The 11,952-nt window shown below is 63.9% G+C and carries 10 protein-coding genes; all 10 read left to right on the top strand.

From position 1 onward, the window contains the following. Positions 1 to 72: 72 nt before the first annotated feature. The 10 genes from AAYO93_RS15675 (at position 73) to tdh (ending at position 11,882) form a co-directional block, all read left to right on the top strand. Entirely contained in the window at positions 73 to 1,374 is a 1,302-nt protein-coding gene (locus tag AAYO93_RS15675) for an ABC transporter substrate-binding protein (RefSeq protein ID WP_345762094.1), read from the top strand. 110 nt (positions 1,375 to 1,484) lie between these two features. Further along, on the top strand, positions 1,485 to 2,423 hold the full coding sequence (locus AAYO93_RS15670) for a carbohydrate ABC transporter permease (protein WP_345762093.1): 939 nt from the start codon (positions 1,485 to 1,487) through the stop codon (positions 2,421 to 2,423). A gap of 1 nt (position 2,424) precedes the next feature. Beyond that, positions 2,425 to 3,333 (top strand): carbohydrate ABC transporter permease, encoded by a 909-nt coding sequence (locus AAYO93_RS15665; protein WP_345762092.1) that lies wholly within the window; start codon positions 2,425 to 2,427, stop codon positions 3,331 to 3,333. A 1-nt stretch (position 3,334) separates the two neighbouring features. Then, the gene (locus tag AAYO93_RS15660; RefSeq protein ID WP_345762091.1) at positions 3,335 to 5,335 is read left to right on the top strand and encodes a hypothetical protein; all 2,001 of its coding nucleotides are present in this window, start codon (positions 3,335 to 3,337) and stop codon (positions 5,333 to 5,335) included. Positions 5,336 to 5,450: 115 nt separating this feature from the next. Beyond that, the gene (locus tag AAYO93_RS15655) at positions 5,451 to 6,707 is read left to right on the top strand and encodes an ABC transporter substrate-binding protein (RefSeq protein WP_345762090.1); all 1,257 of its coding nucleotides are present in this window, start codon (positions 5,451 to 5,453) and stop codon (positions 6,705 to 6,707) included. A 249-nt stretch (positions 6,708 to 6,956) separates the two neighbouring features. Beyond that, complete coding sequence (locus tag AAYO93_RS15650) at positions 6,957 to 7,691, top strand: carbohydrate ABC transporter permease (RefSeq protein ID WP_345762089.1); 735 nt, start codon at positions 6,957 to 6,959, stop codon at positions 7,689 to 7,691. Between the two features lie 70 nt (positions 7,692 to 7,761). Beyond that, entirely contained in the window at positions 7,762 to 8,559 is a 798-nt protein-coding gene (locus AAYO93_RS15645) for a carbohydrate ABC transporter permease (protein ID WP_345762088.1), read from the top strand. 5 nt (positions 8,560 to 8,564) lie between these two features. Continuing rightward, positions 8,565 to 9,611, top strand: coding sequence for a LacI family DNA-binding transcriptional regulator (locus AAYO93_RS15640; protein WP_345762087.1), 1,047 nt, complete (start codon positions 8,565 to 8,567; stop codon positions 9,609 to 9,611). Further along, entirely contained in the window at positions 9,602 to 10,780 is a 1,179-nt protein-coding gene (locus AAYO93_RS15635) for a Gfo/Idh/MocA family protein (protein WP_345762086.1), read from the top strand. Before AAYO93_RS15640 ends, AAYO93_RS15635 begins: the two co-directional genes overlap by 10 nt. 58 nt (positions 10,781 to 10,838) lie before the next feature. Continuing rightward, on the top strand, positions 10,839 to 11,882 hold the full coding sequence (gene tdh / locus AAYO93_RS15630; protein ID WP_345762085.1) for an L-threonine 3-dehydrogenase: 1,044 nt from the start codon (positions 10,839 to 10,841) through the stop codon (positions 11,880 to 11,882). Positions 11,883 to 11,952 lie beyond the last annotated feature (70 nt).

Genomic DNA, 11,952 nt, shown 5'->3' with positions numbered 1-11,952 from the left:
TTCGATGTGCATACTCGATATTTGTACCCGGCACACAGCCACACTGACCTTGACCCAATGAGGAGTCGAACCATGAAGTCCACTCGAGCGCGAACCGCCCTGGCGGTGGCCGCCTTGGTCCCCCTTCTGGCAATGACCGCGTGCAGCGGCGCCGGATCCAGCGATGCGGCCTCCGGGGGGCACATCACTCTCGACTTCTGGGGCTGGGCTCCCGGATATGACGACTCCGTGAAGCTCTGGAACGCGAGCCATCCGGAGATCCAGGTCAAGTTCAATACGATCCCGTCCGGATCGGGCGGCGGATACGCCAAGATGCAGGCAGCGGTCAAGGCCGGCACGGCGCCCTGCCTCGCGCAGGTGGGGGACGAGTCGCTGCCGACGTTCGTCGCATCCGGCGCGCTCGCCGATATTTCTCCGTACGCGAAGGCCAGCGCGGACAAATTCGTGAAGTGGACCTGGAACCAGGTCTCCGTCGCAGACAAGATCGTCGCGATCCCGGTCGACACCGGTCCCATGGCGATGTTCTACCGCACGGACATCCTCAAGAAGGACGGCATCGCCGTCCCCACCACCTGGCAGGAGTTCGCTGACGCCGCGAAGAAGTTCAAGGCTACCGGTGCGGCCAACTACCTCACGACCTCGCCGCAGGACGCATACGACGTCGCCGCATACTCGTGGCAGGCCGGCGGACCGTGGTTCGGCATCGACGGGAACTCCTGGAAGGTGTCGATCGACAACCCGCAGACGCAGAAGGTGGCCGCGTACTGGCAGGACCTCGTCGCCGGCGGCCTGGTGAAGAGCGAGCCGACGCTGGCCGAGGGCTGGATCAAGGACGTCGCAGCCGACCACATTCCGATCATGATCTCCGCGGTGTGGGCAGCGCCGCTCATCCAGTCCAGCCTGCCCGCCCAGGCCGGCAAATGGGCTGTCGCCCCGATGCCGCAGTGGACGGCCGGAGAGACCGCGGCCGGCAACAACGGAGGCTCGACGACGGCTGTCCTCAAGGGTTGCAAGAACCTCAAAGAGGCGACTCAGTTCGCCACCTGGTTCAGCACCGACAAGTCGAGCGTCGCGAATCTGATCAAAAAGACAGGCATCTACCCCGCGTCGAAGGCGGCGCTCGAAATGCCCGAACTGAACCAGCCCTCGGCATTCTACGGCGGCCAGGACATCTATAAGGTGTTCAAGGATGCCGCGGCGAACACCGACACCAGCTGGAAATGGGGTCCGACGATGACCCAGGTCGAGACGGACTTCACAGATGGGATCGGAAAGGCGACCACAGGTAGCGACACGCTCCCCGGCGTCGTCACCGCCGTGCAGAAATCGACGGTCACTGCGATGAAGTCGCAGGGTCTATCGGTCACCCAATAGATCCTCTCGGGACGCTCCGGGCCCGCCGTGGTTCGGAGCGTCCTCCCATCGCGAAAACGTCAGGTAACGAAGTGACAACTTCTACTTCAACCACAACAACGGTCTCCGCCATGAGTCGGAACGATGATGCCCGTGTGGCCCGTGGACGACGGCGCCGTAAGTCACACGATGCGAAGCACGCGGCACGATTCCTGCTGCCGTTCGGAACCCTGTTCGCATTCGTGATGCTCGCGCCCATCGCTTACGCCATCTACCAGAGCTTTTTCCAGCAGCGCCGTTCCGGGCTCGGCTTCGATGCTCCCGTGACAGTGTTCGTCGGGCTCGCGAACTACATCGCGACGTTCCAGAACGCCGACTTTCTCCAGTCGATCGGTCGCGTGGCTCTCGTCGGGATCATCCAGGTGCCGATCATGCTTGGAGTGGCCCTTGGGCTGGCGCTGCTTCTTGACTCGAAGTCCGCCCGGTTCGGGGCGGCTTACCGGCTGATCTACTTCCTGCCTTTCGCGATGCCCGGGGTGATTGCCGCAATCATGTGGTCCTTTCTCTACGCGCCCGGCGTCAGCCCGTTCGAGGACCTGCTTGCGCCGCTGGGCATCCACCTCGACTTTGTGTCGCCCGACTTCGTGCTCTTCTCGATCGCGAACATGATCACCTGGGCCTGGACCGGCTACAACATGCTCATCATCCACTCGGCGCTCAAGGCGATCCCGGCCGAGCTCATTGAGGCGGCGACCATCGACGGCTGCTCCGGGTGGCGAATCGCCTGGAGGATCAAGGTTCCGCTCGTGCGGCCGGCGCTCATCCTCACCGGTGTGTTCTCGATCATCGGCACCATCCAGCTATACAACGAGCCGCAGATCCTCGGACCTGGCAGCCACATCGCGCCCTCCGTTACGTCGACCTTCACGCCGATCATGGTGGTCCAGCACGCGGCCGACCTGAACAACTACAACTTGGCAGCCGCGATGTCGCTCGTGCTCGCCCTGACCACCTGCGTCCTTTCGTTCGGCTTCCTGAAGCTGACGCAGCGCCGCGCGAACGAGGTATGAGATGACCACTGCCACACTGAAGCCAAGCGTCACAGCCCCTCGCCGGCGGCGATCCTCCGGCGGATACACGCCAACCCAGGCCCCCCTGCCGAGCAAGGTCGTCGTCGGGCTGGTTCTGCTTATCACGGCGATCTACTCGCTCGCTCCGGTCTGGTGGCTCCTGGTGACCGCCACGAAGAACAACGGCTACCTCTTCTCGACGAACGGCTTCTGGTTCTCCCACTTCGACCTCTGGAACAACATCCAACAGGTGTTCACGATGCAGGGCGGCCTGTTCGCGCGATGGATGCTCAACAGCGCCCTCTACAGCGTCCTCGGCGCAGCGGTCGGCACCGCGCTGTCGGTGATGGCTGGGTACGCGTTGGCGAAATACCGTTTCCGCGGCAAGAACGCCGTTTTCAACGTCATCCTCGCCGCCGTTCTGATACCGGCGCCGATGTTCGCGCTGCCGCTTTACCTCATGTTCACGTCGATCGGGATTGTGAATACGTTCTGGGCGGTGTCTCTGCCGAGTATCGTCAGCCCGTTCGGGGTCTACCTGTCGCGCGTCTACGCATCGTCGTCAGTCCCCGACGAGATGATCGAAGCCGCGAGACTGGATGGGGCGAGCGAGGGCGGCGCCTTCTGGCGCATCGCGGCGCCGGTGATGGCGCCGGCGCTCGTCACTATCTTCCTATTCCAGTTCGTGGCGATCTGGAACAACTACCTCCTGCCGGCAATCATGCTCTCGGATGCGTCTCTCCAACCAGTCACCGTAGGGCTGGCCGGCTGGCGCTCGCAGTTCAACAACGGTGTTCCGTACAACGTGACCATCACCGGTGCCTTCCTCTCGATCATCCCGCTCGTCATAGCCTTCCTCTGCCTGCAGCGGTTCTGGCGCGCCGGTCTCACCGCAGGGAGCGTCAAGTAACATGCCCACCCGTTACATACTCCGGATCCAGCCCGATGTGGCGGAGGACTCACGCGAGGTCGGCGAGCGGCTCGCGCGGTTCGCCAAGGACTCGCGCGCCGACGAGGTGTGCCTGTTCCTGTGCAACATGGAGTTCTGGGACGGCCATGTCACTGTCGAGGAGCTGGAGCGCTGGCTGGGGGCAGCCCGCGGCTGGCGTGACGCCCTCCTCGAGGCAGGCATCGACGTGAGCCTCAATCCCGCAAACACGCTCGGCCATGGCGACTGGGACCGGACCTTCCACGCGGACCAGAGGTGGCAGCCGATGGTCGATCAGCGGGGACGTGCCGCGACCGCGCAGGTGTGCCCGCTCGACCCGACGTGGCGCGACTACTTCGTCGACGTTCTGTCCCGGTGCGCCCGGGACGGGTACGGAACCGTGTGGATCGAGGACGACATCCGCCTCCACAACCACATGCCTCTGGACTGGGGCGGCTGCTTTTGCCCGCTCCACCTGCAGGAGTTCGCGGTGAGGACGGGCATCGAGACATCCCGGGAGGAGCTGGTGGCCACGTGCACCGCGCCCGGCACCCCGAGTCCCTGGCGTTCCGAGTGGATGCGGATGTGGGATGAGACGGGTCGGGAACTGCTCGCCCTGTGTCGCGCCGCCGTCGCGGCCGAAGGAAGCCGGCTCGGCCTCATGTCGAGCCGGACAGAGCAGCATGCCGCCGAGGGTCGCGACTGGCCCGCATGGCTGGAGATCCCCGCGGCACACCGCCCGCATTTCTGGGGCTACTCCGAGGTGACTGGGCGCGAGTTCGCCAGCTCCGTCGTCCTCATCGACCAGCAACGCGGCGTTCAGCCCGCCGGGCTCGAGTCATACCCGGAGATCGAGTGCTGGCCGTACGGCGCCTGGAACAAGTCATACGCTCAGACGGCCGCCCAGATGGCGCTGGCGCACGTCGCCGGCAGTGACGGGCTGGCGCTGAGCGTGACGGACTTCTTGGCGAACCATCCTGACGACGAGCCAGGGCTCTCCGGCTTTCTCGCGCAGTGGCGCGGCACCATGGACTGGCTATCCGAGAGCTTCCCCAAGACGATGCGGAGCACCGGGGTCGGTTTGCCGTGGTCGATGTCGGCTGGGCGGGACGTCGCGCTCGACCGCTCGACGCCCCGTTGGCAGTCCCTCGTCGTGCACAACCGCGGCTGGGCGCACGCGTTGCTCGGCACAGGGCACGCCACGACTGCGACGGCGAGTGCGGTGAACGCGCTGTCCGGGGAGTCCGCCTGGGGCTTCGACGACGACGAGCTCGGTCGGATGCTCGGGGGAGGCCTGCTGCTGGATGCCGGCGCGGCCGTCGTGCTGGCCCGGCGCGGCTTCGGCCATCTCATCGGCCTCGACGGTGCGGAGTTCGTCGAACGCCCGGCCGCTATCGTCGCGACTCGCGAGGTCTGCCACGACGCGCCCTTCACGCTTCGCCCCGGCGCCTCGTTCTCGGTGGACCCGGCCACGTGGCCCGAGGTCCCAGGCGGCGCCCCCTGCCGGATCATGCAAGGCGTGCCCGCTGAGGGCGCGCGCATCATCAGCTCCCTGGTGGACGCGGCCGGCCGGCCGGCCGGACACGGCGCCGTTCTCTTCGAGAACGATCGCGGCGGCCGCGTCGCCACGGTCCCGTGGCCGGCGGACCGGCCGAACCTCGTTCTCAGCCGGCAGCTCGCCGCGCAGCTGACTGCGATCGTCGACTGGCTCGGCGGTCGCGGCGTGCGCGCGTCGGGAGCGCCGTGGCTTGTCCCGTATTCACTCGCCGACGGCGACCGCGAGGCTGTCGCGGTATGGAACGCTGGAGGCGACGACGCGCCCGCCGAGTTCCCACTCCGCATGAACGTGCGAGAGGAGCAGACGACTGTTGTGCACGTCCGCCGCGATGGCAGCCGCGCGGCAGGGACGTGGGTCGGCGGAGTGGTGCGGCTCAGCGAACCTTTGCGGCCATGGGAGTTCATCGTCGTCGTCGGGGGCCAGTAACACTGACCATCAACTCCGATCGGGCTCATTCGAGTGATCCGTTTGTTAAACGTTTAACCGCAATGATTACGCAAGTTCTGAAAGTCCGTGCCACCTACAGTCAAAGGAGAAATAGATGCGCCACCTATCAAAACACCACCGAACGGCAGCCATACTCGCCGCCGCCGTGCTGGGCCTGGCGGGCCTCTCGGCCTGCTCCTCATCGCAAGCCGGTGACACCAACGCTCATGTCACTCTGCGCTATGCGAGCTGGGACAAGTCGCCGTCGCCCATGCAGGATCAGATCATTGCCGCGTTCGAGAAGGCGAACCCGAACGTTACGGTCGAGGAGGAGATGACCCCGCACGCCGACTACTTCACCAAGCTTCAGACGTCGCTCTCCGGGGGCAGCGGCCCGGACGTGTTCTGGATGAATGGCCCGAACTTCCAGCTTTATGCGTCGAATGGGCAGCTGGCCCCGCTGACTTTTGACACCAGCAACTACCCCAAAGGTCTGGTCGACCTCTACACCTATGACGGCAAGCAGTATGGAGCGCCGAAGGACTTCGACACAATCGGTGTCTGGTACAACAAGAAGCTGTTCGATGCTGCTGGTCTCGCTTACCCCAAAGCGGGTTGGACTTGGGACGACTACCTCTCGGACGCCAAAGCGCTGACCAACAAGGCCAAGGGAGTTTGGGGCAGCGCAGCAGCGCTGAATAACCAGCAGAATTACTACAACACGATTCCCCAGGCTGGCGGTTATGTCATCAACAAGGCCGGCACGAAGTCCGGTTACGGTTCGCCCGAGGCACTCAAAGGCATCGACTTCTGGGTTGACCAGATCAAAGACGGAGTCTCGCCGACCCAGCAGCAAATGACCGATACTGCGCCGGAGGACATGTTCACTTCGGGCAAGGTCGCGATGTATTGGAGTGGCTCGTGGAGCGCGGGCACTTTCAACAGCAATGACGCCATCAAGAACGACATCGATGTCGCGCCGCTGCCCAAGGGGCATGACGGAAGCCAGAGCGTGATTCACGGCCTCGCAAACGTGGCCAACGCAAAGTCCGCGCACCTGGATCTCGCCAAGAAGTTCGCTGAGTTCGCCAGTGGCAAACAGGCCGCGCTCATCACGGCCAAGGTCGGTGCCGTCATACCCGCATACAACGGTACGCAGCAACTGTGGGTGGACTCAATGCCGAACTACCATCTCTCGACATTCATCGATGAGCTCAAGACGGCCGTTCCATACCCGGTCTCGAAGAACACGGCCGCGTGGAACAGCAGCGAAGACAGCATCCTCTCGCAGGTGTGGGCACTCAGCGTGACCCCGGAGGCTGGCCTCAAGGAGCTCGCCAGGCAGATGCAGGCCGCGCTGGACAAGGAGTAGTCACTCGTGTCCGTTGCAACCACAAGGCCGTTGGAGCGTTCCGTTCCGGCGTCGGGTACCATCCCGGCGCCGGGCGGGGCGCGCCCCCGGGCGGCGTCGCGCCGTCGGGGACCGAGGCAGTCGCCGTGGTGGGCGCTCCTGTTCATCGGCCCCACCGCTCTCGGTCTGACCGTCTTCTACCTCTGGCCCACAATTCGTACGTTCATTCTCTCGTTTACCAAGTCGGGCGCCTTCGGCGGTTCGACATGGGTGGGATTCGCCAACTACGCATCGCTGTTCAGCGACCCGGACCTGCTCGGCGCGCTCCGCAATACCGCGATCTACACGTTCGTCGCTCTACTCGGTGTGCCGATTGCTGTGGCGATCGCGGCGTTACTGAACACAAAAGGGTTAAGGGGGCGAAGCTTCTATCGCCTGCTGTACTTCCTTCCGGTCGTCACCATGCCAGCGGCAATTGCCCTGGTCTGGCGGATGCTCTACAACGGCGACTACGGAATCCTCAACGAGACGCTCAGCTTGGTGGGTATCCAGGGCACCTCGTGGCTGACCAATCCGGCAACAGCACTGATCGCGGTGGCCGTTGTGGGGATCTGGGCAGGACTCGGAACGAACATCGTGATCTTCATGGCAGGACTCCTGAGCATTCCTGACACGGTGATGGAGGCGGCGGACCTCGATGGCGCGGGGCCTGTGCGGAAGTTCTTTTCGATCACTGTGCCGCTGCTGAGCCCGAGCATCTTCTTCGTCAGCGTGATCAGTGTGATCGGCGCGCTACAGGTTTTCGACCTGGTCTACATGATGATCGGACGTACCAACCCGGCCATGCCGGATACCCGAACCATCGTCTACCTCTTCTACCAAGCCGGGTTCCTCGACAACGATCGGGGATATGCGGCGGCGATCGCGTTTCTCCTCTTGATAATCATCCTCGTCCTGACCGTGATTCAGTTCCGGCTGCAGAAGAAGTGGGTGCACTATGAATAGCGCTTCGACGCGATCCCGAGCGGCAGCGCCCGCCAGCAGACAGCCGGTGCGTAGAAGCAGGCCGCCGGTCGTGGTGCACGTTCTGCTGAGCGTCGGTGCCCTGATCATGGTTTTCCCGTTCGTATGGCAAGTCTTGACCGCATTCAAGACCTTCGCCGGCTCTGTCCAGGTGCCGCCGCAGATCATTCCCAGCCCCTGGCTCTTCACCAACTTCGCCGCCGTCTTCGAATCGATACCCTTCGGGCAGATGTTCCTCAACTCCGTGGTACTGACGGTGGGCCGCACCTTGGGTCAGGTGGTTCTGTGCACTATGGCGGGCTACGCGTTCGCGCGCATTCCGTTCAAGGGGCGCAATGTCGTTTTCATCGTCTTCCTCTCGGTACTGATGGTGCCGTCACAGCTCTACTTGCTGCCGCAGTACGAGATCGTCCAGGCTCTCGGGTGGCTGAACACTCTTCAGGGCTTGATCGTCCCTGGGATCTTCAGTGCATTCGGCACGTTCCTGATGCGCCAGTTCTTCATGTCGATGCCGGTCGAATTGGAGGAAGCGGCGCGGATAGACGGAGCTAACGTCTGGCAGACGTTCTGGAGGGTGATGCTACCCCTGGCCAAACCGGGCATCGTCGCGCTCACGGTCTTCACCGTGCTGTGGTCGTGGAACGATCTGCTCTGGCCGCTCGTGATCACAACGGATCCCGACAAGATGCCCCTATCGGTTGGCCTCGCCCAGATGGTCGGGATCCACCTGACGAATTTCCCTATTCTGATGGCCAGTGCGCTGCTCGCGACGATTCCGATGCTGATCACGTTCGCGATACTGCAGAAACAGTTCATCCAGGGAATCGCGTTCTCAGGGACGAAAGGATGAGCCCGATGACACAGAAGCGAACCACACTTCGGATGGTTGCCGAGGAAGCGCGCGTATCGACGGCAACCGTCTCGTACGTACTCTCCGGACGCTCAGGAGGCGCTCCAGGGGTTTCCGAGACCACGGCTCAACGCGTGCGCGAGGCCGCGCGCGCCTTGGACTATCATCCAAACCGGTCAGCGCAAGCGGTGCGGACGGGCCGCAACGGGCTTGTGCAACTGTCGTTACATATGCTCAGCGACCCGTGGTCGCTCGCCGTCGCCGACGCTGTTAATCGCGCTGCTAACGACCAAAGTCTGACAACGGTGATCCAGGCCGACGGTGACTGGTTCGGCGCGTTGGAGCAATTGCAATGCGACGTGGCGTATGTCGACCGTGTCGGTGACGTCGAAAGTGCGCGGAGCAAGCTCGCGTCCCTGGTTGCTCGCGGTCAGCGTCTTGTCGTGTTCGATGAGACGCTTGAACCGGACGGATTTGATGTGATCCGCTCGAAAGCGCTGCCCGGCTGCCGTCTCGCCGTCGAGCACATCCTTACTGAACACACCGATGTCGCCTGCCTGACAACCAGGACCGCCTACGACAGCCGAGTACCCAGCCGGTTCACGGTGTACGCAGATGTCCTCGCCGAGAAAGGCCTGGCCGTGCGCGACGATCGCGTCGCTTTCTTCGAGGACACCCAAGCCAGTGCATTCACCGCCGCTGTTGGCCTCCTCTCGGGTGATGACCGGCCAGCAACTGTCTATGCGACAACTGACTTCGCCGCGATAGCGGCGATCAGCGCTGCGCATTGGCTTGGTTTGCGGGTTCCCGACGACGTCGCGGTCATCGGCGTCGGCAACACCCCGGACGGAAGTCTGATCCAGCCGTCCTTGAGCACCGTCGGCCCGGAGGATTTCTACCGCCGTCAGGCCGAAGTGATCGTGAGTAGGGCTACCGCTCTAGAGGGGGAGCCCGGGCGTGTGCACGAGTTCCCGTGGTCGCTGATCGTGAGGGAATCGACCGCAACCAAACAGAATCGCAAACAAGAAGGAAGTGAACACTCGTGGACGTAAAGATCGGTGTCGTCGGATTCGGTCTGAGGGGGCATCTCGCGCTCGAGGCGCACAGACCGGGACGAGGCTCGCGAGTCACGGCGGTGTGCGACCTCAACGAGAGGTCGCGGGCAGAGGCCCACAGTACATTCCCCGATGCAATGATCACCGCGGACTTGGACGAGTTGCTCGCGTCCGGGGTGGACGCGGTGATGGTTCTCACGCCCGACGATCAGCACGCATCGGTGGCGGTCCGCGCCCTGGAGGCTGGGGTTGCTGTGTTCTGCGAGAAGCCCCTGGCAACCTCGATCGAGGATTGCGACAAGATCCTGGAGGCCGCATATCGCTCGGGCAGCCGTCTCTACGTGGGTCACAACATGCGGCACATGCCGGTAGTGACTCTGATGCGTCGGCTGATCCAGGACGGCAGAATCGGTGATGTCAAGGCTGTGTGGTGCCGGCATTTCGTTGGCAACGGCGGCGATTACTACTTCAAGGACTGGCACGCCGACCGGTCTCATTCTGTCGGCCTCCTGCTGCAGAAGGGCGCGCATGACCTCGATGTGATCCATTGGTTGGCTGGCGGGTACAGCACCCGGGTACAGGCGTTCGGCTCTTTGAGTGTTTACGGCGGCATCGACGACAGGCGCGACCGATCCGGTGAGCGGATGCGCGACTGGTTCAGTCTGGACAACTGGCCTCCAACGACACAGACCGGACTCAACCCGGTGGTCGACGTTGAAGACATCTCGATGATGAACATGGTGCTCGAGAACGGCGTTCTCGCCTCCTACCAGCAATGCCATTTCACCCCCGACTACTGGCGCAACTACACCGTGATCGGCACTGAAGGACGCATCGAGAACGTCGGCGACGAGTCCAATGCCGAAGTCAGGTTATGGAACCGCAGGCATGCCTCGAGTGCCCCAGCCGATGAGACTTTCGTCGTTCCCGAGGCTGAGGGCGGTCACGGGGGTGCCGATGATTTGTTGATCAGTGAGTTCGTCGACTTCGTGCGTGGCGGTGGAACCACGGAGACGTCGCCCATCGCGGCACGGGCTGCCGTTGCTGCCGGGGTATGCGCCACCGAGTCCTTGCGCGGCGCGGGATGCGCGCTCGACGTCCCCGCGCTCGACCCGGACCTGATCGCGTACTTCGACGCAGGACAGCCCACCCGCGTCATCAGCTGATGACGCAAGGTCATGATCGAACGACGGCTGAGTTCGGCCGGCGAGGCGAGGAAAAGCAATGAAAGCGCTGTACAAAGCCGAGGCTGCAGCAGGCCTCGAACTGATCGACGTTCCCGAGCCCGAGACCGGGCCGGAAGATGTCAAGGTCCGCGTGCTGCGCACCGGTATCTGCGGGACTGACCTGCACATCTTGCGCTGGGACGATTGGGCGGCCTCGGCCGTCAAGGCTCCGCTGATCCCCGGGCACGAGTTCTTCGGCGAGGTCGTCGAGGTCGGCCCGCTGGTGCACGACGTCGCTGTCGGCGACCTGGTCTCCGGCGAGGGCCACATCGTCTGCGGGACCTGCCGCAACTGCCGTGCCGGACGCCGGCAGATGTGCATCCGCACGCAGGGCCTCGGCGTGCAGCGCAACGGCGCCTTCGCCGAATACCTCACGCTGCCTGCGACCAACGCGTGGGTGCATCACTCCTCGATCGAGCCCGACGTCGGTGCGCTCTTCGACCCGCTCGGCAACGCGGTGCACACCGCTCTCGCGTTCCCGGTGGTGGGTGAGGATGTGCTGGTCGCCGGCTGCGGACCGATCGGCCTGATGGCGATCGCGGTCGCCCGCCACGTGGGCGCCCGGTTCATCGTCGGAACCGACATCAGCCCCGACCGGCTGGCGCTCGCCGAAGGGATGGGCGCCGATTTCACCGTCGATGTGCGCAACGCGACCATCCGGGATGCGCAGACCGCGCTCGGCATGCGCGAAGGCTTCGACGTCGGGTTCGAGATGAGCGGCGCCCCGACCGCGCTGCCGCAGATGATCGAGAACATGAACCACGGCGGACGGATCGCGATGCTCGGCCTGCCGTCGACCCAGATCGCCGTCGACTGGGGAATCGTGGTCACCCACATGCTCACCCTCAAGGGCATCTACGGTCGTGAGATGTTCGAGACCTGGAACGCGATGGGCGCGATGCTGCAGACCAGCGCGACGCTGCGCACCGCGATCGCCTCGATCGTCTCCGACCGGTTCCCGGCGAGCCGCTGGGAAGACGGGTTCGCCGCAGCAGCATCGGCACACGGCGGCAAAGTCATCCTCGATTGGACGGAACTCTGAACGCGCTGATGGGCGCCGACGCGCAAGACACCGAACGACCTGAACCACTGCGAGGAGACTGAGATTGAAT

Origin of the sequence: Diaminobutyricibacter sp. McL0608 (assembly GCF_039613825.1) — a bacterium.
In the GTDB taxonomy this organism is placed as follows: Bacteria; Actinomycetota; Actinomycetes; order Actinomycetales; family Microbacteriaceae; genus Diaminobutyricibacter.
Note: the sequence above shows the minus strand (reverse complement) of the source record. Positions and strands in the feature narration are given on the sequence as shown.

Coding starts and splice junctions, on each gene's coding strand:
- AAYO93_RS15675 (WP_345762094.1), top strand. CDS start 73: ATGAAGTCCACTCGAGCGCGAACCGCCCTGGCGGTGGCCGCCTTGGTC.
- AAYO93_RS15670 (WP_345762093.1), top strand. CDS start 1,485: ATGAGTCGGAACGATGATGCCCGTGTGGCCCGTGGACGACGGCGCCGT.
- AAYO93_RS15665 (WP_345762092.1), top strand. CDS start 2,425: ATGACCACTGCCACACTGAAGCCAAGCGTCACAGCCCCTCGCCGGCGG.
- AAYO93_RS15660 (WP_345762091.1), top strand. CDS start 3,335: ATGCCCACCCGTTACATACTCCGGATCCAGCCCGATGTGGCGGAGGAC.
- AAYO93_RS15655 (WP_345762090.1), top strand. CDS start 5,451: ATGCGCCACCTATCAAAACACCACCGAACGGCAGCCATACTCGCCGCC.
- AAYO93_RS15640 (WP_345762087.1), top strand. CDS start 8,565: ATGACACAGAAGCGAACCACACTTCGGATGGTTGCCGAGGAAGCGCGC.
- tdh (WP_345762085.1), top strand. CDS start 10,839: ATGAAAGCGCTGTACAAAGCCGAGGCTGCAGCAGGCCTCGAACTGATC.